This window comes from Janthinobacterium breve (assembly GCF_051380895.1).
Lineage (GTDB): Bacteria > Pseudomonadota > Gammaproteobacteria > Burkholderiales > Burkholderiaceae_D > Janthinobacterium.
In genome coordinates, this window is record NZ_JBNYXY010000002.1 from 222,115 (window position 1) to 242,107 (window position 19,993).

19 protein-coding genes are annotated in these 19,993 nt (G+C 60.5%); 3 read left to right on the plus strand and 16 right to left on the minus strand.

Features of this window, described 5'->3' with window-relative positions; all coding sequences use genetic code 11:
• Positions 1–90: 90 nt before the first annotated feature.
• Positions 91–2,781 carry a TonB-dependent receptor gene (locus ACQ4W0_RS03845; protein ID WP_436575572.1) on the minus strand — a complete coding sequence of 897 codons (2,691 nt, stop codon included), beginning with the start codon at positions 2,779–2,781 and terminating at the stop codon, positions 91–93.
• Between the two features lie 460 nt (positions 2,782–3,241).
• Between ACQ4W0_RS03845 and ACQ4W0_RS03850 the strand changes: the two genes are divergently transcribed.
• Positions 3,242–3,982, plus strand: a complete 741-nt coding sequence (locus tag ACQ4W0_RS03850; protein WP_436575573.1) for a GntR family transcriptional regulator — start codon at positions 3,242–3,244, stop codon at positions 3,980–3,982.
• Between the two features lie 192 nt (positions 3,983–4,174).
• Here ACQ4W0_RS03850 and ACQ4W0_RS03855 read toward each other — a convergent pair whose 3' ends face one another.
• The 10 genes from ACQ4W0_RS03855 to rpsP form a co-directional block, all read right to left on the minus strand.
• Positions 4,175–5,641, minus strand: coding sequence for a nitrilase-related carbon-nitrogen hydrolase (locus tag ACQ4W0_RS03855; RefSeq protein ID WP_436575574.1), 1,467 nt, complete (start codon positions 5,639–5,641; stop codon positions 4,175–4,177).
• Between the two features lie 2 nt (positions 5,642–5,643).
• Entirely contained in the window at positions 5,644–6,462 is an 819-nt protein-coding gene (locus ACQ4W0_RS03860) for an AraC family transcriptional regulator (RefSeq protein ID WP_436575575.1), read from the minus strand.
• 38 nt (positions 6,463–6,500) lie between these two features.
• Complete coding sequence (locus tag ACQ4W0_RS03865) at positions 6,501–6,767, minus strand: CBS domain-containing protein (protein WP_436575576.1); 267 nt, start codon at positions 6,765–6,767, stop codon at positions 6,501–6,503.
• Between the two features lie 123 nt (positions 6,768–6,890).
• Entirely contained in the window at positions 6,891–7,226 is a 336-nt protein-coding gene (locus ACQ4W0_RS03870) for a DUF3579 domain-containing protein (RefSeq protein WP_029496213.1), read from the minus strand.
• Positions 7,227–7,451: 225 nt separating this feature from the next.
• A complete protein-coding gene (locus ACQ4W0_RS03875) occupies positions 7,452–8,411 on the minus strand; it encodes a CobD/CbiB family protein (protein ID WP_436575577.1) in 960 nt (319 codons plus the stop codon).
• Between the two features lie 97 nt (positions 8,412–8,508).
• The gene (locus tag ACQ4W0_RS03880; protein ID WP_436575578.1) at positions 8,509–9,165 is read right to left on the minus strand and encodes a CoA pyrophosphatase; all 657 of its coding nucleotides are present in this window, start codon (positions 9,163–9,165) and stop codon (positions 8,509–8,511) included.
• Between the two features lie 80 nt (positions 9,166–9,245).
• Entirely contained in the window at positions 9,246–9,629 is a 384-nt protein-coding gene (gene rplS, locus ACQ4W0_RS03885) for a 50S ribosomal protein L19 (protein ID WP_010395528.1), read from the minus strand.
• 131 nt (positions 9,630–9,760) lie between these two features.
• A complete protein-coding gene (gene trmD, locus ACQ4W0_RS03890) occupies positions 9,761–10,507 on the minus strand; it encodes a tRNA (guanosine(37)-N1)-methyltransferase TrmD (protein ID WP_436575579.1) in 747 nt (248 codons plus the stop codon).
• Between the two features lie 50 nt (positions 10,508–10,557).
• Positions 10,558–11,115, minus strand: coding sequence for a ribosome maturation factor RimM (gene rimM / locus ACQ4W0_RS03895; RefSeq protein WP_436575580.1), 558 nt, complete (start codon positions 11,113–11,115; stop codon positions 10,558–10,560).
• Positions 11,116–11,128: 13 nt separating this feature from the next.
• The gene (gene rpsP, locus ACQ4W0_RS03900; protein WP_010395524.1) at positions 11,129–11,380 is read right to left on the minus strand and encodes a 30S ribosomal protein S16; all 252 of its coding nucleotides are present in this window, start codon (positions 11,378–11,380) and stop codon (positions 11,129–11,131) included.
• Positions 11,381–11,657: 277 nt separating this feature from the next.
• Here rpsP and ACQ4W0_RS03905 point away from each other — a divergent pair, with 277 nt between their 5' ends.
• Positions 11,658–12,092 (plus strand): NINE protein, encoded by a 435-nt coding sequence (locus ACQ4W0_RS03905; RefSeq protein WP_436575581.1) that lies wholly within the window; start codon positions 11,658–11,660, stop codon positions 12,090–12,092.
• A 134-nt stretch (positions 12,093–12,226) separates the two neighbouring features.
• Entirely contained in the window at positions 12,227–12,853 is a 627-nt protein-coding gene (locus tag ACQ4W0_RS03910) for a glycine zipper 2TM domain-containing protein (RefSeq protein ID WP_436575582.1), read from the plus strand.
• Between the two features lie 96 nt (positions 12,854–12,949).
• Here the strand turns inward: ACQ4W0_RS03910 and ACQ4W0_RS03915 are convergent, their stop codons facing one another.
• From ACQ4W0_RS03915 to alaS, 5 genes are all read right to left on the minus strand, one after another.
• Entirely contained in the window at positions 12,950–14,740 is a 1,791-nt protein-coding gene (locus ACQ4W0_RS03915; RefSeq protein ID WP_436575583.1) for an acyl-CoA dehydrogenase, read from the minus strand.
• A 92-nt stretch (positions 14,741–14,832) separates the two neighbouring features.
• Positions 14,833–15,765 (minus strand): electron transfer flavoprotein subunit alpha/FixB family protein, encoded by a 933-nt coding sequence (locus ACQ4W0_RS03920; RefSeq protein ID WP_077400542.1) that lies wholly within the window; start codon positions 15,763–15,765, stop codon positions 14,833–14,835.
• A 76-nt stretch (positions 15,766–15,841) separates the two neighbouring features.
• Positions 15,842–16,591, minus strand: coding sequence for an electron transfer flavoprotein subunit beta/FixA family protein (locus ACQ4W0_RS03925; RefSeq protein ID WP_099379460.1), 750 nt, complete (start codon positions 16,589–16,591; stop codon positions 15,842–15,844).
• Between the two features lie 263 nt (positions 16,592–16,854).
• The gene (locus ACQ4W0_RS03930; RefSeq protein ID WP_010395510.1) at positions 16,855–17,082 is read right to left on the minus strand and encodes a sulfurtransferase TusA family protein; all 228 of its coding nucleotides are present in this window, start codon (positions 17,080–17,082) and stop codon (positions 16,855–16,857) included.
• A 237-nt stretch (positions 17,083–17,319) separates the two neighbouring features.
• The gene (gene alaS, locus ACQ4W0_RS03935; protein ID WP_436575584.1) at positions 17,320–19,932 is read right to left on the minus strand and encodes an alanine--tRNA ligase; all 2,613 of its coding nucleotides are present in this window, start codon (positions 19,930–19,932) and stop codon (positions 17,320–17,322) included.
• Positions 19,933–19,993 lie beyond the last annotated feature (61 nt).

The window sequence follows — 19,993 nt, forward strand, 5'->3', positions numbered from 1 at the left end:
TGCAATAAAAAAATGGCGGAGCCAGTTGCGCTCCGCCATTGTCACGCCATCCCGGGTGTCCGCCGGGAGGCATCAACCAAGTAAAACGTCTTACATCTTGCCTTGCAGTGCCAGGTAGATCTGGCGGCCGTTCTTGTACAGCGCGCCTGGCATATCGCCGGCACCCGGAGTATGGATGACGGAACGCACAGTCGGATTGTTCAAGTCCTTGCCATCGAGCGTGATTGCCAGGTTTTCAGTCAACTGATAGGCAATCGATGCCGACAGGCTACCGATCGACGACTGGAAGGCCGCACTGTTACGGCTGGTACCGTTCAGGTAACCCGAACGGAAGTTGTACGTCAAACGCGCGCTGAACTTGTCGTTTTCAAAGAAACCGCCAACGTTGTACGCATTTTTCGACGTACCGATCAGCGTGCAATCCGGGCTGACCAAGGCGCCGCAAGCCGAACCTGCTGCTTTGCCGGTTTCCTTGCCATCCGTATAGGTATAGTTGGCATTGATACCAAAGCCAGCTGGCAGCGCTTGCACGTAGGCCAGTTCCACACCTTTGACTTCAGCCGTCGTGTTGATCGGGGTGCCGATCACGTACTCGGTGTTTTTACCTTGCAACTGATTGAAGAACGTTGCTTTGCCGCTACCATACGTCACATAACCATCCAGTGCCGAGTAGAAAGCGCCGGCCGACACCATCGATTTCGGAGCGAAATACCATTCCACGCCGATTTCAGCGTTGTTGGCACGAATCGGACGCAGATCCGGATTACCGACGATGCCGAACAATTGCTGGTCGCGCAAGTCCAGGCCAGCCATCATGCCCAGTTCAGGACGCGCCATCGTGCGGCTGATGCCGAAACGACCAACGATATCTTTCGTCACATCCAGACGGAAGTTGGCGCTAGGCAAAAAGTCGTTATACGTATTCGTATAGTTCTTGATGACATACTGTGCCGCCGGATTCAATTCGTAGCGGTCGACATCTTCCTTGGTGTGGACAAAGCGAACGCCGATATTACCCGAGAAACTCTCTGCTCCGAAATTCAACATCGCATAAGCCGATTGGGTTGGCTCCTTGATGTTGAATTCACTCTGACGCAGGTTGCCGGAGTAGTTGGCATACTTGCTCAGCCAACCATTGACGGCATCTTGCGAGAACGTCCAATAGCCAGCGCCATTCGTGCCCAAGTCGTTAAAACCACTAGGGAACGAGGTCAGGCCGCCGAATGGCAGATTGGCTGGATTGCCCAGTGCGCCAGCAGCAGTATTGCCTGCGATATTCGAATTGATGCCGATCGCATCCAGCTTGCGTTCGTGCTGAGCTACGCGCACGCCAAACTGCAGGGACGAAATGGCTGGCAAATCGAGTTTCAACGTACCATCGACCTGACCATATGTTTCCTTGTCGACTGCCTTCACGTGCGAGCCGTAGGTATACGGATCACCGCTATTGCCGCCGATCGAGAACTTGTTGGCGCCAGGAATATTGTAGGTAATTGGATTGTTTGCACCGTTCATGGTGTAACCGCCGCCCGTCCAAGGCATCCAAACGCCCAAAGCACCACTGACGGTTTCACCGACACCTTTGGTGGTACCGAGCTTACCGGTCAGCATCAGGCGATCATTGACGCGATACTTGCCATCCAGATTGATAAAGTCGGACTTGCTCTTGGCAACAGGACGGCTAAAGATTTCCTGCACCGAACCGGACATTGTGGCGCAAGTCGGACAGTTGGCCGGAACAGTGGCATTGACGCTGGTGACGACACCATTGCTGACGGTACCGCTGACATTCGCGCCAGGATAGCCAGGTGACGCCCAGTTATTGCCGATTGCACGGCCCAGCGATTGCATGAAGTTGTGATTGATGTTCGGTGCATCGAGCTGCGAATGGAACAGGGTCAAGTCCAGCATCAGGTCCTTCGATGGCTTGAGCTGGATATCGATCAGGCCGCCATCGCGGGTACGCTGCTGTTCAAACCAGGCAGTGCCACCCAGATAGTTGGTCATGGCGCCAGCTGCACCAGGGATGCCCTGGGCCATGGCCGAACCTGGCTCAACTTTGTCGTACCAGATCTGATTTTCCTGGCCGACGCGGCTCAGCGTACGTTTCTGATGGAAACCCTGCACCAGCACACCCAGCGTACTGGCTTCATTCTTCCAGTTGATCATGCCGCTGAACTGAGGATCTTTCTTGCCCGAGTTGGAAGAATAAACTGCGCCCAGACTGACCTGACCCGTCAGGGATTTCTTGAAGTCGAGCGGCTTGCGGCTCTCGATATCGACCACGCCTTCGGCGCCGCCTTCCAGCAGGTTGGCTTGCGAACCTTTATGCACCGTCACGCGGCCGATCAGTTCCGATGGGAATAGCGAGAAGCTGACGCTGCGGCCGCCACCGATGATGTTGTCGGCAAACCAGTCGCCGCTGCCAACCGAATGGCCATTGAAAGTGGTCAGGGTCAGGCCGAACGGTGTGCCACGCAGGGCGACACGGTCGTTCTCGCCAAAACTGCCTTCGCCGCCGCCGGCAGCGGCCACGCTGACGCCAGGTAAACGTTGCAGGGAATCAGCAACGTTCTTATCGGGCATCTTGCCCACGTCTTCAGCCGTGATCACTTCAACCAGGCTGTCGGAATTACGTTTTTGGTTCAAGGATTGTTCCAGCGATGCACGGATACCCGTCACGACGACGGTCTGGCCGGCGTCAGCATCGGCCGTTGCTGCCGGCTTGGCTTCTTTGGCCACGGCTTCCTGCGCATGCGCCGAGAAACTCGCGCCTGCCATCAACATAGCCACAGCAGCGGCGATAGGCGTCAAATTGCGTGCTGCAGAGCTAGCTGTCAAATTGCGTTTCATGTACTCCCCCTTGATTTAGGCTCCAGGATTGGAACCTTTTCATTTTTAACGTAGGTCTTCTTTCCAGCCCGCCCACTCTCGCCGGCATGCTGCAGACCCTTCGGCACAACCACTTACAAAACCAATTCAACGCCAATATACTACTATCCAATACCAGAACACTACCAGTTGCAACTTTTTTTTTATAACGTTGTTTGAATCACACAGACCACTTCAGCTGAATCAATCTGTAGCCCGTATGAGCGGGGTAAATACCAGCGAGGCCAGGCATAAATTGCCGGCCTGATAATTCAAATTGGTTTTATAACGGTCTTTTTTGGTATTATCCAGCGACACAAAACAGATACAGAGCGCGTCTGCAACGCGCCGTAACGGAGACCCTCAGCGTATGACAACCCTGGCTCACATCATGCAAGGCCTGGGGCAGACGAGTAGCCTGCCCCTGTACCAGCAACTGCAGCGCGCACTGCGCGAAGCGATCGACAAGCGCATCCTCGGTCCCGACGAAGCCCTGCCGGCCGAGCGCCAGCTGGCCACCGACCTGGCCGTTTCGCGCATCACCGTGCGCAAGGCCATCGATGGCCTCGTCAACGAGGGCTTGCTGGTGCGCCGGCCCGGCTCGGGCAATTTCATCAATACGCGCATCGAGAAGAATTTCGCCAAGCTGACCTCGTTTTCCGAGGACATGCGGGCGCGCGGACGTACGCCCCGCAGTGTCTGGCTCAAGCGCGCAGAGGGTACCGTCACGCCGGAAGAGGCCTTGCGCCTGCGGCTGTCGCCGGGCGCGCCCGTGTACCGCTTCCACCGCATTCGTTATGCGGACGAGGTGCCGATGTGCCTGGAGTACGCCACCATCGTCGCCAGTTGCCTGCCGGACCTCGACGCCGTCGATATCTCCATGTATGACGCGCTGGAACAGGCGGGCAACCGGCCCGTGCGCGCCTTGCAGCGCCTCAGCGCGCTTTTACTGACGGGGGAACAGGCCAGCCTGCTGCAGGCGGAGGAAGGCGATGCGGGCTTGTCGGTGGAAAGGCTGGGCTTTTTGCGCGATGGCCGCGCCGTGGAATTTTGCCGCTCCTACTTCCGCGGCGATATGTATGACTTCGTGGCCGAATTAAGTACCAATTAATACCAGCCGCCCGAATTTCTCAATACCAGATAAAACCACTTATTGCAGTGCAATATATATGCCGGCGTCGCGCCGATATAAGCACGGCAATGGTGCAATAATCGGCGGCGATTATATGGTCAGCGTACGGAGAATATAAAAAGGGTGACGCAATGCGGTTTTGCGCATTGCAGCAAAACGTAACATTTCACGTCAGGGAGCGGGCGCGGCGCGGCGCCCCAGGCACAGCAAAATCACACCCAGCGCCACGCACAGCCAGCCGAACAGCGGCCCCAGCCATCCTGCCCAGGTGGCGACGGGCGGGTGTGCCGGCAACGGCGCCAGCAAGGTGCTGCCCGGCATAGCGCTGCTGGCCCGTTCCGCCAGCACCCGTCCATACGCATCGCTGACCGTCAGCACACCCTCGCGCGCCGCGCGCAGCACCGCATAGCCGTTTTCCACGCCCCGCACCACGGTCATGCGCGCGCCCATCCAGGCGTCCAGCTGGAAATCCCAGGCCGGCACCAGCATCGCCTGCGCCCCGGCCGCGCCATACGCTTGCCCCAGGGGCGCGAAATGCATGTCCTTGCAGATGGCCAGGCCCATCGCCAGACCCACCACCGGCTGCACGGCATATGTGCTGCCAGCAAGAAAATCGCGCTCGGGCGGCGCCAGATGATGTTTTTGATAGCGGATGGGCATGGCGCCATCGGGCGAAAACAGCCAGGCCAGGTTGCGCCGGCCGGCAGCGTCTTGTACGCCGATGCCCAGAGTGATCCACACGCCCGCACTGCGCGCCAGCGCCCGAAAACGCTGCTCTACGGCATCCGCCTGCGCCGGCGCCAGCACGGCGATCTTTTCCGGTAACAACACCAGCGTGGCGCCCTGCCCGGCCAGTTGCTCGACGTGGCGCGCATACTGGTCCCAGATGGCTTGCGCGCGTGCCACTGGCGTGGCCGGGCCGATAAAGTCATCGATGGCCACCAGTCCCGCCAGCGGCCCGCCTGGCGCCGGCCCGCTTGAGGCCAACGCGCCCTGCACGCGCCAGGTGCCACCCGCCCACGCAGCCAGCAGCAATAGCACGGTGGCGCCCGCCGCTGGCGCATATGTGCGCCCGCCCGCCAGCAGCAAGGCCAGCGCGGATGGCAGCAGGCACAGCAAAAACAGCAGGCCAGGCACGCCCGCCAAGGCAGCCAACTGCAATATGGCAACATTGTCCGCTTGCGAATACGCCAGGCTGCCCCAGTTGCCATCGGGCAGTAAAGACGCCATCAGCGTATCGATGGCAACCCACAGCACGGGATACGCCAGCACCGTCCAGCCGGAGCGGTAGCGCAGCACGAGGCGCCGCGTGGCCAGCACCACCAGCAGCCACAGCAGTGCCTTGACGAGCATCACGGCCAGCACGGCCGGCAGGGGCATGAGCAAGCGGAAATAGGCAACGTTGGATGACAGTCCCAGCATGGCGGCCAGGAACGTCATCCAGGCGGCATCGCGACGGGACGAGCGCAGGGCCAGCCATAGCACGGGCAGCGGCGCACACCAGGCGAGCCAGCCCAGCGGCTGCGGCCCCAGCACCCAGTACAGGGGCAGGCCTGCCGCCAGCGCGGCGGCGGTTTGCAACAGGCGCTGGCGCAGCGCAGTACTGCCGGCAGCCGGCGCAGACACGGTATTGAACATGCTCATGCTTTCAAGGGGAGCCAGATTTCCACGCCGCCGATGCCGCTGGCAGGATCGAAATGCTGGTCGTAGCGTTCAAAATCGGGCGCGTCCGCCACCTCCAGCCCGGACTGGGGCAGCCACGCGTTCCACAGCGTGTGCCAGGTGGCGCGGATGGTGGAAATATGGCCCCGGTGACGAAACACGGCATAGCGCCGCGGGGCGATGCGCAACCGCGTCCAGCCCTCGGGCGCCTGGGAAAAGTCGCTCACCGGCATGGCGCACAGGTAATCGAAATTGCCCGCATCATCATTGTTGCAGCACACGCCATACACCAGCTGGCCGGGTGCCACATGGGGCAGGAAGCGCTGCCACAGGGCGGGGATACCGGCAGAAGTTTCTGCGCGATAACGTTCGACCAGCCCCGCCACCAGCAAGGCGGGACCCTGCTCGAAACGCGGTGCTTCCAGCGCCACGCCCGGCGCCACATCCATTTTGATCGCCCCCACCAGCGTGAGGTTGCCGACATGGCGCTGGGCCCGCACTCTTTCCGGCGTGATCTGGAACTGGTCGCGGAACGCCCGTGTAAATGCCTCATGGGAACTGTAACCGGCTTCCAGAGCGACGGCGAGGATGTCCCGCGCGCCCTGCGCCAGCACGAGGGCGGCCTCGCTGAGCCGGCGCGCCCGCACATAGCGCATCACGGAGTGGCCCGTGGCCAGGCCAAACGCGCGCGTCAGGTGACACGGCGAGACGCCACCCACGTGGGCGATATCGCCGAGCGAGAGATTGTCGGCGTAATGCGATTCGATATACCAGAGAGCCTTGGCCAGATAGTGCATGAACGCTTCCCGTTGAACGAGCAGCGACTGTAGCATTTTCAGGGAGCCGTGACTTGACCGGAATTGCGCAATGCCGGGCATGCCGCAGGCGCCTGCTCATTTCGTAGACGTCTTCGTCTTCGCTGGCGGTGAGCAGCTGCGCGACCAACCAGCAAGCTGGCAGGGTCGAGGCCCAGGGCAATGACGGAAATGACGATGTCGCGGTCGGTGAGGATGCCGATGGGGACGCGCTCGCCATTCGGCTGTTCGGCCACGATCAGGTCGCCCACATGATACTGGCGCATCAGCCGCGCCGCTGCTTGCACGCCGGTATCTCGCTGGCAATGGATGGTTTGCAGGGTACAGATGTCGCCACTCCGTTTGAGGCAGAGTGTCCACGCTACGCCAGCCCGCCGTGGCGGGTTTGAGGCACATCAATCGAACGGGTCTTACTTTTCTTCGGGGGGCGGCAGGAAGCAGGCTTCGACGATCTGCAGGTCGTTATCCTTGGCGAACTCGCGCACGAAGTGAAACGCCATGGGCTCGATCTCGCGCAGCTTGGTGTTGACCACCACCGACTTGACGCCATTGACGACGGTCGGGCGCACGTAGGGCGAATACTGGAGGTGCGCATTGCGCCCGCCACCTTCGGGATTGAAACAGGACATCACTCCGCAAAGGCGCTCGGCCCAATCGCTGGGTCGGAATTGCTTGCCATTGCTGGTGAGACCAAGGATGAAGAACTCGTCTGAGAGTTCCCCTGTTTTTTGAGATAACTCGGCCATGTGGCTTGTCGGGACTGGATTGCGTGAATGGCCCCGGCGGGTAAGCCGGGCTGGTAATTCAACTACGTTTGCTGCGGTAAGTCAGTATTATATCTTATAGAAGACTTGGGTTCTACCTCGATCTGCCCTGCCCCTGCAAACAGGGGCCGGCACGCGTAACGCGCCAGCCCCTATTTTAACCTTGTTCCACGCGCAAGGCGCATGGACAGCGCGTGTGCGCCCGCGTCAGCCGAGGAAAACGGCGCCCGACATCAGCAGCAGCAGCAACATCCACAGCAGCAAGGCGCGCCATACGAGGCCCACCGTGCTCTGCAAGGCGCGCGCGCCCGGCTCTTCGCCGGGCAGGATATCGCTTTCGCTGTCGCTGTCATCGACGGCCAAGTCCGGCGTCGTCAGCACGCGCGCCGCCGTTTCGGCTGGCGTGCCCAGGCGTACGCCCATGGCGCCGCCGCCAGCCGTCAAGATGATGCCGATGGCTTCGTCCTGCCAGCGCTGGGCGAAATTGCGCCAGGCATAGATAGCATCCTCGAAATTGCCGACCACGGCAAACGCCACGGCCGTCAGGCGTACGGGGATCCAGTCGATCCAGTAAAAGGCGCGTGCGGCGAACTGGCCGAAGGCTTCATTGCGCATGTGCTCGGGCTCGTTCCAGGCGCGCGCCAGGTATTCGGCCACGCGGTACATCACGGCGCAGGCAGGGCCCAGCGGCATGAGGAACCAGAAGAAGACGCCAAATACATTGCGATGCGTGGTGACCAGGGCTTTTTCCACGGCGATGCGGGCGATTTCGCTCGCTTCCATGCCCACTGTGTCGAGCTTGGTCCAGTCTGCCAGCAAGGTGCGCGCCGTCGCTTCGTCGCCGGCACTCAGGGCCAGCTGGATCGAGGTAAAGTAGTGGCTGTAATGGCGGAAGCCCAGGGTCAGGTAGACGATGAGCACGTTCCAGGCAAAGGCCAGCAGGGTCAGCTGATAATGCTGCAAGAGCCAGTACACGCCTGCCGTCGGCACCATCAGCGCGCCGATCATGAGGAACCAGCCCATGCGGCCGTGGTTGGCGTGGCCGGCATTGAACCAGGTCTCCATGCGCATTGCCAGGCTCTTGATTTCGGCGTAGATCGGATTGTCCGCGCGCAAAGGTTTGAGCTGCTCGATCAGCAATGCGCAAAGTATGGAGAGAAATGTCATCAAACGTCCTTTTTGTCTTTTTCAGCAATACCGCAATGCCCGCTACGATAGCGCAGTGCAGTGCTGGAATCAAACTTATTACGTGCGGGGCACCATTTTACGCGCGCAGGAGGTGAAACAGATTGCGCAGCATGCCGGCGGTGGCGCCCCAAATGTAGAAGCGCTCATACGGCATGGCGTAGAACGAGCGCCGTCCGCCGGGTAATTCCACTGACAGGCGCTGATGGTTGAGGCCATCCATCAGGAAGGCCAGCGGCACCTCAAAGATTTCCGCCACTTCGGACGGGTCGGCGCGCAGCTCGAACGGCGGCGTCACCAGGCCCACCACGGGCGTGACCTGGTAGCCGGTGCCCGTCAGGTAATCGGGCAGGCAGCCCAGCACTTCGATGTGCTCGGGCGCCAGGCCCACCTCTTCTTGCGTTTCACGCAGGGCCGTGGCGAGGGGCGACGCATCGAAGGCTTCGCTGCGCCCGCCGGGAAAGCTGACCTGGCCCGCATGGCTGCTCAGGTGGTCCGTGCGCATGGTCAGCAAGATGGTCAAGCCTTGCGGGCGTTGCACCATGGGAATGAGCACGGCGGCGCGCACGGGCACGGCGCGGGCGGAAAGGAAATCCTGGGTAATCTCGGGCTGCCAGTCAGGCTGTTCGGCCAGGCGCTGGCGCAGCCAGCCGGGCGTCAGGCGCACGGCGTCCAGCGCCGCCTCGCCGGCGATCGAATCGATGGCTAGTTGTTTTGGATCAAATAAAGTCGCCATAACTATCTCTTCTCATCACAACGCCACAAATGAAAAAAGGGCACCCTGAGGCGCCCTTTTTTCCAATGCAGACGCTGATATTACGCGCTTGCTTTCGCCACAACGCGGCGGTTTGGCAATTTTTCTTTGATACGCGCCGATTTACCCGAACGCTCACGCAGATAGTACAGCTTGGCGCGGCGAACATCACCACGGCGTTTCACTTCGATCGAAGCGATCAGCGGCGAGTACAGTTGGAACGTACGCTCAACGCCTTCGCCGGACGAGATCTTACGAACGATGAAGTTCGAGTTCAGGCCACGGTTACGACGGGAGATAACGACGCCTTCGTAAGCCTGGGCGCGCTTGCGCGTGCCTTCGACTACGTTGACGCTGACGATAACGGTATCGCCTGGTGCGAATTCAGGAATGGTTTTACCCAGACGAGCAATTTCTTCCTGCTCTAATTGTTGAATCAAGTCCATTTTTATAACTCCGAAAACCATCATGCCGGCGCACTGTGGATAGCAAGTATCCGCCCGGTAGAGGATGGGTAACACAATTTGGGCAACATGCCCGGCACTACTGACCACCCTGCCGGCCGTCCGGAGACGGCTTACAGGCTGGCCAAGAATTTTTCGTCGGTCTTGCTGAGCAAGCCGGCGGCGCGTGCACTGACCAGCAGGTCAGGCCGCTTCGTCGCAGTCGCTTCCAGCATGCGCTGGCGGCGCCACTTGACGATCTCTGCATGATTGCCACCCATCAAGACGGGCGGCACGACCATGCCTTCATACGTTTCCGGCCGCGTGTAGTGCGGCGAATCGAGCAAACCATTGACGAAGCTGTCCTCGATGGCCGATGCCTCGGTGTTCAAGACACCCGGCAACAGGCGGATCACCGCATCCATCAGCGCCATGGCAGGCAATTCACCGCCCGACAGGACAAAGTCGCCGACGCTGCATTCTTCGTCGACGCAGCGGTCCAGCAAACGCTGGTCCACGGCTTCATAGCGGCCACACAGGATCACCAAACCAGGCTCGGCTTTCAGCTGCGTGACGCGCTCGTGCGTCAATGGACGGCCTTGCGGCGACATGAACACCACGCGCGGCGCCGCCAGTCCCAATGCGGCCTGGCGTTGCTTCGCGGCATGAATTGTCGCTTCGAGGGGACGGGCCATCATCACCATGCCGGGGCCGCCGCCATACGGGCGATCATCCACGGTACGGTGATTGTCTGTCGTGAAATCACGGGGATTCCACAGCGACAAGCCACATTTACCCTGCTCGAAGGCGCGCCGGGTCACACCCGACTGCGTCAGCGCGGCAAACATTTCCGGGAACAGGGTCACGACATCAAATTGCATCGTTCACCATCCTGCAAAGTTTGCCCGGCGCAATATAAAGCGCAGGCGGTTTAATAATCGAGGCCCCAGTCGACCCTGATCTTGTTGGCGGTCTTGTCAACGTTAATGACAAACTGGCCAACAAACGGGATCAGGCGCTCAGGCGCCTTTTCAACGGTCTCATCGGCAGTGGCGACGGGCGTAACGCGCAAGATCGACTGCGGACCATTGCTCATCATGTCGTGCACTGTGCCGAGGCACTCGCCTTGCAAATTCTCGACTGTCAGTCCGATCAGATCGGACCAATAAAATTCATCGGCCGTCAGCGTCGGGAAATGGCTACGCGGAATTTGCACAGAGACACCTTTCAGCGCTTCTGCGGCATCCCGCCCGACCACACCCACCAGCTGGGCCACGACGTCGCCGCCGTGTAACTTCGCTTGCCTGACTTGAACATCATGCAAGGTCGGTTTATCAAACCACCAGGTTTTGACGCTTAATAATGCATCCGCGTCGTCGGAGAAAGGAGTGATCCTGACCCCGCCAGCAATGCCATAAGCACCGGAGACATAGCCTACCTGTACCAGGTCATCGGGGACTTTCACCCCGGATGCAGTCTTGACCGTCAAACCAGTGATCTAATTAAGCTGCTGCTTTGTTGTTGCTGGCTACCAGGCGAGCAACGGTTGGCGACAATTGTGCGCCAACGCCTTGCCAGTAGGCCAGACGGTCTGCGGTGATACGCAGTGGAACTTCGCCACCTTGCGCCATCGGGTTGTAAAAACCGATACGCTCAATGAAGCGACCGTCGCGGCGATTGCGCGAATCAGTAGCGACGATGTTGAAGAACGGGCGCTTCTTGGCGCCTCCACGAGCTAAACGAATAACGACCATAATATTTCCAAAAAGTGTGCTGAGGCGGAAAAAGCCGCAAATTATAGCGCGCTTTACCGCCAGGCAGCAAGCGTTATGATGACGGGCGTGTAATTTGGGCTAATCAAACATTATGACCAGTCATGGCCGAAGACGCAATAGGCGTGTGCGCCTATCGTGCCGGCCATGGCTTGAAATCAGGCTAAATCATTGCATAAACGCCACAGGAAAGTGCTATCGTTGTGCGGGACAATGACCGATACTGGCAATCTTTACCGATGAGCAACTCTGGAGTCCCATGACCACCGCCACCATTTTGCAACAGTCGCACAAGAACAAGGCATTCACCACCTTGCTGGCTTTCCTGCTGGGTACGCTGGGCGCGCACCGCTTCTACCTGCATGGCGCCAAAGACCGCTGGGGCTGGCTACATCTGGCCGCCCTGCCCGCCGCCTTGCTGCTGCGTCAGCTGTTTCCCGAGGCCGACTGGTTTTACCAGATACTGCCCCTGACCCTGTCCGCCCTGGGCGGCTTCTTGGAAGCGCTGGTACTGGGCTTGATGCCGGACGACAAGTGGGATGCCCGCTACAACGCCGCCTCCGGCCGCCTGTCGGACACGGGCTGGCCCCTGGCCGTGGTGCTGGTCGCTACCTTGATGCTAGGCGCTGGCGTGCTGATCGCCACCATGGCGCGCCTGTTCGATTTGCTGTACACAGGCGGCGCCTACGGTTAATCCCCGTGTAGAAATAACATCACCTTGCGCGCCGCACACGCACATGTAAGTGTTGGTAAGCAATTATGATTTTCCTCTATACTGCATTCACAATGCCGACATTACTGGCACATTCAACACCCTAGGAGAAGATCATGATTCGTCGCCCACTCATCCTCGCAGTGGCCATCACGGCCCTGTTCAGCACATCCGCCTTCGCGCAAAACCTGTCGCCGAAGGCGCAATACGCCTACGACACGAAGCAAGCCAGCACGCGCTATGCCGACGACAAGAAACTGTGCGCAGAAGAAAGCAGCTCGAAAGCCCGCATGCAATGCCTGCGCGACGCCAAGGGCGAATACGACCAGGCCATCATCAACGCCAAGGCCGCGCAAAAGACTGGCAACGCGTATGCGGGCCAGAACAGCAAGCCAGCCCAGCAGCAAATCTGCGCCGATTGCGGCAAGGTGCTGGCAGTCAACGTCACTGAAAAAGCGGGTGAAGGCGGCGCGCTGGGCCTGATCGGCGGCGGCGTGGCCGGCGCCCTGCTGGGCCGCCAGGTCGGCGGCGGACGCGGCAAGGACTTGGCCACCCTGGCCGGCGCCGCCGGCGGCGCCTACGCGGGCAAGCAAGTGGAAGGCCACATGAAAAATGCCAAGACCTGGACCGTCACCGTGCAATACGAAACGGGCGCCAAGGCCGATTTCGCGTTTGACCAGGACCCTGGCCTGGCTGCTGGCGACCTCGTACGCAACTCGGGCAGTGGCATCGCCCGCAGATAATACGGCGCACAATTTACCACCCATAAAAAAAGCGCTGGAGAGTGATCTCCAGCGCTTTTTTTGCATTCAGCCGGCTTGCGCCGGCCAAGTTTCAACTTAAAACTGCTCTTCCGACAAGGCCATCACGCCGGCGCTGCCGTCGATGATGGTGGCCCGCAAGCCCGGCGCTTGTGACAGGATGTGGTCGGCAAAGAAGCGCGCCGTGCCGATTTTTGCCTTGTAGAACGAGGCGTCGCCGCTGCCTTCTCCCAGCTTTTGCTGCGCCACCACGGCCGCGCGCGCCATCTGCCAGCCGCCCAGCACGATGCCGGCCAGCTTCAGGTACGGCACGCTGCCCGCGAACACGGCCTTGATGTCCGTCTTCATGTTCGCCACCACGTATTCCACCACCGCTTCGAGCGCGGCGCTGCCTTCGGCCAGGTGGCGCTGCATGGCCTGGAAGTCGGCGCCGGTCAGTTCACCCAACTGGGCTTCCGTGGCGCGCACCTGGGCGATGATGGCTTTCGCCACAGCGCCGCCGTCGCGCACCGTCTTGCGGCCCACCAGGTCATTGGCCTGGATGGCGGTCGTGCCTTCGTAGATGGTGAGAATCTTGGCGTCGCGGTAATGCTGGGCAGCGCCTGTTTCCTCAATGAAACCCATGCCTCCATGCACTTGCACGCCGTCGCGCGTGACATCCTGCGACATTTCCGTGGCCCAGCCCTTGATGACGGGCACCAGGTACTCATAGGTGGCCAGGCTTTCCGCGCGCACGTCCGCGTCCGGATGGTGGTGCGCCACGTCGCTGATGGCCGCGCCCACGTAGGCCAGCGCGCGCGCCGCCTCCGTTTGCGAGCGCATCGACATCAGCATGCGGCGCACGTCCGGGTGGTGGATGATGGAAACGGGGCCAGGCGAACCGGCCAGGTCGCGCGACTGTACGCGGTCCTTGGCGAACGCTACGGCCTGCTGGTAGGCGCGCTCGGCCAGGCCGATGCCTTGCAAGCCCACGCCGAAGCGGGCCGCGTTCATCATGATGAACATGTATTCGAGACCGCGGTTTTCCTCGCCCACCAGGGTGCCGATGGCGCCGCCGTGGTCGCCGAATTGCAATACCGCCGTGGGGCTGGCCTTGATGCCCAGCTTGTGCTCGATGGAGACGCAGTGGGCGTCATTGCGCGCACCGAGGCTGCCATCCGCATTGACGAGGAACTTCGGCACGATGAACAGCGAGATGCCTTTCACGCCAGCAGGCGCGTCCGGCGTGCGGGCCAGCACCAGGTGGACGATGTTTTCCGCCATGTCGTGCTCGCCGTAGGTGATGAAAATCTTCGTGCCGAAGACTTTATAGGTGCCGTCGCCCTGCGGCACGGCGCGCGTGCGCACGGCGGCCAGGTCGGACCCCGCTTGCGGCTCCGTCAGATTCATGGTGCCCGTCCACTTGCCCGACACCAGGTTTTCCAGGTAAACGGCCTTCTGTTCATCGCTGCCGGCCGTCAGCAGCGCTTCGATGGCACCGTCCGACAGCAGGGCCACGAGGGCGAACGAGATGCTGGCCGAATTGAGCATTTCGATGCAGGGCGTCGCCAAGAGCTTGGGCAAACCCTGGCCGCCGAACTGCGTCGGGTGCTGCACGCCCTGCCAGCCCGCTTCGCCGTAGGCCTTGAAGGCTTCCTTGAAGCCTTTCGAAGTGGTGACCTGGCCGTCGTGCCAGAAACTGGGCTCCTTGTCGCTGAGGCCGTTCAAGGGGGCCACCACGCCGCCGCAGAATTTGGCGTTCTCTTCCAGCACGGCCTCGGCCGTGTTGGGCGTCGCGTCTTCGCAGCCCGGCAAGGTATGGATTTCGGCCAGGCCGGCCAGTTCGTTCATGACGAACAACATGTCTTTCAGCGGGGCTTGATAGCTCATCTTCTTTTCTCCAAGAAAAAAGCCACGCGCGGCTCGCCGTGTGGGGCGGGCCGGCGTGGCTTTGTCAGTAACAAAACCGGGACGGGTTGAAATTAACCCAGTTCCTTGACCAGTTGCGGCACGATCTCGAACAGATCGCCCACGATGCCGTAGTCGGCCACGGCAAAGATCGGCGCTTCCGGATCCTTGTTGATGGCAACGATGGTTTTCGAGTCTTTCATGCCGGCCAGATGCTGGATCGCGCCCGAGATACCGACCGCGATATACAGCGATGGCGCGACGATCTTGCCCGTCTGGCCCACTTGCCAGTCGTTCGGCACGAAGCCGGCGTCGACGGCGGCGCGCGAGGCACCCATGGCGGCGCCCAGCTTGTCGGCCAGCGGTTCCAGGATGTGGAAGTTCTCGGCCGAACCCATGCCACGACCACCCGACACGATGATTTTCGCGGCGGTCAGTTCAGGACGGTCGGACTTGGCCAGTTCGCGGCCCACGAAGGCCGATTTGCCGGCGTCGGCAACGGCGGCGACGGTTTCGGTGGCAGCCGAACCGCCGGTGGCGGCAGCCGCATCGAAACCGGTGGTGCGCACGGTGATGACCTTGACCTTGTCGCCAGATTGCACGGTGGCAATGGCGTTACCGGCGTAGATCGGGCGCTCGAAGGTGTCAGGCGAGTCGACCTTGGTGATTTCCGAGATTTGCGCCACGTCCAGCTTGGCGGCCACGCGCGGCAGGATGTTCTTGCCGTAGGCGGTAGCGGGAGCCAGGATGTGGCTGTAGTTGCCGGCGATGGCCAGCACTTGCTCGGCCACGTTTTCGGCCAGGCCGTCGGCAAAGTATGGCGCGTCGGCCACGATGACTTTCGTCACGCCGGCGATTTGCGCGGCGGCAGCGGCGGCGGCCGATGCGTTCGAGCCAGCGACGAGCACGTGCACGTCGCCGCCGCACTGGGCAGCCGCGGTCACGGTATGGTGGGTGCTGCCCTTTAAGGTAGCGTTGTCGTGTTCAGCAATAACTAATGCGACCATGATTATTCCTAGTAATGTGCAAGTGCCGGGGGGCGGACCCTCAGGGTCTGACCCCAGTTTTTGTCTTGGGGTATGTTTAAATAACCTTGGCTTCGGTACGCAGCTTGGCGACCAGCGTGGCCACGTCTGGCACCTTGATGCCGGCCGAGCGCTTGGCTGGCTCGACGACTTTCAAGGTCTTCAGGCGTGGCGCAACGTCGACGCCCAGGTCTTCCGGCTTGACGGTCTCGAGCGGCTTTTTCTTGGCCTTCATGATGTTCGGCAAGGTCACATAGCGTGGCTCGTTCAAACGCAAATCGGTGGTGATGATCGCTGGCAAGGTCAATGCCAGGGTTTCCAGGCCGCCGTCGACTTCGCGCGTGACGGTGACTTTGCCGTCTTCCAGCACGACTTTCGAGGCGAACGTGGCTTGCGGCCAACCCAGCAGGGCTGCCAGCATCTGGCCGGTCTGGTTGCTGTCGTCATCGATGGCTTGCTTGCCCAGGATGATCAGTTGCGGCTGTTCTTTCTCGGCCAGGGCTTTCACCAGCTTGGCTACGGCCAGCGGTTCCAGTTCAGTCGTCGTTTCCACCAGGATACCGCGGTCGGCGCCGATGGCCATGGCGGTGCGCAAGGTTTCCTGGCACTGCGTCACGCCGCAGGAGATGGCGACCACTTCAGTGACCTTGCCGGCTTCTTTCAGGCGCATCGCTTCTTCCAGCGCGATCTCATCGAAAGGGTTCATCGACATTTTGACGTTGGCGGTATCGACGCCAGTGCCGTCACTCTTGACGCGGACTTTGACGTTATAGTCGACCACGCGTTTGACGGGTACCAAGACTTTCATAGCTATGCCTTTGGGAAATTATAAAAATGACGGATCAAGTGCTGATTGTGTGTTCGATTATAAGAGAAATTTGAATCCTGAACCGAATTTAAGCACGATCGTGCGATTTTTTGTTAGAGCAATCCATCTAAACTGTCCGGCTTCGGGGATTTCAGGGGAGTCTGCCGCTACGCTGCAGGGCAGCAAAAGGGCGTGAAAGTGATATAAAAACGGCACGGCAAGGTATCAAACAGGCCGCGCCACGGCGGCCCCGGCTGGCAGAATTATTTGCGTTGCATCAGGAAGACGAATTCGGTGCCCGTCTGCACATGCGACAGCAGGGCATTGCCCGTTTGCTTGGCGAAAGCCTGGAAGTCGCGCACGGAACCGGGATCGGTTGCCATGATGCGCAGCACTTCCCCACTCTGCAGCTCTGACAAAGCCTTTTTCGCCTTCAGAATCGGCAAGGGGCAATTCAAGCCCCGCGCGTCGAGTTCTTTGTGAAATTCCATAATCTCGGTATCAAGTAGTGTGTCGCTCATCATCAATATCCCACCATTGTTTTGTTGCACTGATTTTCGACATACTACTCTAAATCAGGGGCATTGACGCGCTGCACCAAAATAGTTCATCGGCTGTTGTGGGGTCACAACGGGATTCCAAAAGAAATAACGGCCCGCAAACATCGTCTGCGGGCCGTTTTCAAGAGACAGTGGGGTGAAAACCCCGCATGCCTGCAAGCTTACGCTTTATTTGGCGCGTTCGCCGACCCAGGCCGGTACGCCCGCCAGGGCATTCGCCAGACCACTCGGATCGGTGCCGCCCGCTTGCGCCATATCGGGGCGTCCGCCGCCTTTTCCGCCCACTTGCTGTGCAACGAAGTTTACCAGCTCGCCCGCTTTGACCTTGGAAGTCGCGTCCGAAGTCACGCCGGCGATCAGGCTGACCTTGCCGTCAGTCACGCTGGCCAGCACGATGGCCGCCGTCTTCAGCTTGTCCTTCAGCTTGTCCATGGTTTCGCGCAAACGGGCCACGTCGGCGCCTTCCAGCACGGCGGCCAGCACCTTGATGCCGTTCACATCGACGGCTTGCGTGACCAGCTCATCGCCCTGACCGGACGCCAGTTTCGATTTCAGCGCGGCCAGTTCCTTCTCCAGCGCCTTCACATGGTCCTGCACCTGGACGATGCGGGCCGTCAGTTCTTCCGGCTGCGCCTTCAGGGCGTGGGCCGCTTCAACCAGGCGGCGGTTGATGGTTTGCACCAGCGCCAGCGCGCCCTCGCCCGTCACGGCTTCCACACGGCGGATGCCAGCGGCAACACCACTTTCGCCGATGATCTTGAACAGGCCGATGTCGCCCGTGCGCTGCACGTGGACTCCGCCGCACAGCTCTTTCGAGCTGCCGATGTCGAGCACGCGCACTTCGTCGCCGTATTTCTCGCCGAACAGGGCCATCGCGCCATGCTTGACGGCATCGTCAAACGACATCAGATGGGACTGCGTGGCGCAGTTTTCCAGGATCTCTTTATTGACAATGGTTTCCACGGCGGCAATTTGCTCCGCCGTCATCGGTGCATGGTGGCTGAAGTCGAAACGGGTTTTATCGGGGTCGACCAGCGAACCCTTTTGCGCCACGTGGCTGCCCAGCACTTCGCGCAAGGCCTTGTGCATCAGGTGCGTGGCCGAGTGGTTGCGGATCGTGCGCGCGCGCTTGGTCGTATCGACTTCGGCCGAGACGGCGTCGCCCACTTTCAACACGCCCGATGCGAGCACGCCGTGGTGGCCAAACACGTCGGCCTGGATTTTCAAGGTGTCGCTGACAGCAAACGTGGCCGCGCCGGAGGCGATCACGCCCTGGTCGCCCACCTGGCCGCCCGATTCCGCGTAGAACGGCGTGGTGTCGAGCACCACGATGCCATCCTGGCCGGCCTTCAGTTCCTGCACGGGCGTGCCGGCTGCGTACAGCGCCACGACCTTGCTGCTGAACGTCAATTGATCGTAGCCGACGAACTTGTTTTTCTCGCCCGTGTACTCGACCTTGCTGTCCTTGTGCGTCTTGCCGCCCTTGCGCGACAGTTCCTGGCTTTCTTTCAGGGCCGCGTCGTAGCCCACCTGGTCGAAACTGATATTGCGTTCGCGGCAAATGTCCGCCGTCAGGTCCGGCGGGAAGCCGTAGGTTTCGTACAGGGTGAAGGCGGTGGCGCCGTCGATGCCCGTGGCATCCTTGGCCAGCTGCGCTTCCAGCACTTTCATGCCCGTTTCCAGGGTTTCGCCGAAACGCTCTTCCTCGGCTTTGAGCATGTTGGACACGTTTTCTTTCGCTTCTTCCAGCTCCGGATAGGCGCCGCCCATCTCGATGGCCAGATCGGCCACCAGCTTGTAGAAGAACGGCTTGGTCTGGCCCAGCTTGTGGCCATGGCGCAAGGCGCGGCGGATGATGCGGCGCAACACATACGCGCGGCCTTCGCTGCCCGGAATGATGCCATCGACGATCATGAAGGCGGCGGCGCGGATGTGGTCGGCGATCACGCGCAGCGACTTGTTTTCCAGGTCGGTGGCGCCCGTTTCGCGCGCGGCGGCCTTGATCAAATGCTGGAACAGGTCGATTTCATAGTTCGAATGCACGTGCTGCAGCACGGCGGCCAGGCGCTCCATGCCCATGCCCGTGTCCACGCACGGCTTCGGCAGCTTGTGCATGACGCCCGCTTCGTCGCGGTTGAACTGCATGAACACCAGATTCCAGATTTCAATGAAGCGGTCGCCATCTTCGTCCGGCGAGCCCGGCGGGCCGCCAGGAATGTCGGCGCCGTGATCGTAGAAGATTTCCGTGCACGGACCGCACGGGCCCGTATCGGCCATCTGCCAGAAATTGTCCGAGGCGTAGCGAGCACCCTTGTTGTCGCCGATGCGGATGATGCGCTCGGTTGGCACGCCGATTTCCTTGGCCCAGATGTCATACGCTTCGTCATCTTCGATGTACACGGTGACGGTCAGCTTGTCGGCCGGCAAGCCATACACCTTGGTCAGCAATTCCCACGCGTATTGAATTGCGTCGCGCTTGAAATAGTCGCCGAAGCTGAAGTTGCCCAGCATTTCAAAGAAGGTGTGGTGACGCGCCGTGTAGCCGACGTTTTCCAGGTCGTTGTGCTTGCCGCCGGCGCGCACGCAGCGCTGCACCGAGGTGGCACGCGTGTACGGACGGCTGTCCGTGCCCGTAAACACATCCTTGAATTGCACCATGCCGCTGTTCGTCAACAGCAAGGTCGGATCGTTGCCTGGCACCAAAGAGCTGGAACGGACGATGGAATGGCCCTTGGACTCGAAAAATTTGAGGAACTTGTCGCGGATTTCAGATGATTTCATGTTTTTTTGGCAAAGAGTGGCGGCAGCTTTAAAGGGAAGATTATACGTGATATGGGGTGTG

Bases quoted from the DNA above. Each gene is read 5' to 3' on its own strand.
- ACQ4W0_RS03845 (WP_436575572.1), bottom strand. From the start codon at position 2,781: ATGGCAGGCGCGAGTTTCTCGGCGCATGCGCAGGAAGCCGTGGCCAAA.
- ACQ4W0_RS03850 (WP_436575573.1), top strand. From the start codon at position 3,242: ATGACAACCCTGGCTCACATCATGCAAGGCCTGGGGCAGACGAGTAGC.
- ACQ4W0_RS03855 (WP_436575574.1), bottom strand. From the start codon at position 5,641: ATGTTCAATACCGTGTCTGCGCCGGCTGCCGGCAGTACTGCGCTGCGC.
- ACQ4W0_RS03860 (WP_436575575.1), bottom strand. From the start codon at position 6,462: ATGCACTATCTGGCCAAGGCTCTCTGGTATATCGAATCGCATTACGCC.
- ACQ4W0_RS03870 (WP_029496213.1), bottom strand. From the start codon at position 7,226: ATGGCCGAGTTATCTCAAAAAACAGGGGAACTCTCAGACGAGTTCTTC.
- ACQ4W0_RS03875 (WP_436575577.1), bottom strand. From the start codon at position 8,411: ATGACATTTCTCTCCATACTTTGCGCATTGCTGATCGAGCAGCTCAAA.
- ACQ4W0_RS03880 (WP_436575578.1), bottom strand. From the start codon at position 9,165: ATGGCGACTTTATTTGATCCAAAACAACTAGCCATCGATTCGATCGCC.
- rplS (WP_010395528.1), bottom strand. From the start codon at position 9,629: ATGGACTTGATTCAACAATTAGAGCAGGAAGAAATTGCTCGTCTGGGT.
- trmD (WP_436575579.1), bottom strand. From the start codon at position 10,507: ATGCAATTTGATGTCGTGACCCTGTTCCCGGAAATGTTTGCCGCGCTG.
- rpsP (WP_010395524.1), bottom strand. From the start codon at position 11,380: ATGGTCGTTATTCGTTTAGCTCGTGGAGGCGCCAAGAAGCGCCCGTTC.
- ACQ4W0_RS03905 (WP_436575581.1), top strand. From the start codon at position 11,658: ATGACCACCGCCACCATTTTGCAACAGTCGCACAAGAACAAGGCATTC.
- ACQ4W0_RS03910 (WP_436575582.1), top strand. From the start codon at position 12,227: ATGATTCGTCGCCCACTCATCCTCGCAGTGGCCATCACGGCCCTGTTC.
- ACQ4W0_RS03915 (WP_436575583.1), bottom strand. From the start codon at position 14,740: ATGAGCTATCAAGCCCCGCTGAAAGACATGTTGTTCGTCATGAACGAA.
- ACQ4W0_RS03920 (WP_077400542.1), bottom strand. From the start codon at position 15,765: ATGGTCGCATTAGTTATTGCTGAACACGACAACGCTACCTTAAAGGGC.
- ACQ4W0_RS03925 (WP_099379460.1), bottom strand. From the start codon at position 16,591: ATGAAAGTCTTGGTACCCGTCAAACGCGTGGTCGACTATAACGTCAAA.
- ACQ4W0_RS03930 (WP_010395510.1), bottom strand. From the start codon at position 17,082: ATGGAATTTCACAAAGAACTCGACGCGCGGGGCTTGAATTGCCCCTTG.
- alaS (WP_436575584.1), bottom strand. From the start codon at position 19,932: ATGAAATCATCTGAAATCCGCGACAAGTTCCTCAAATTTTTCGAGTCC.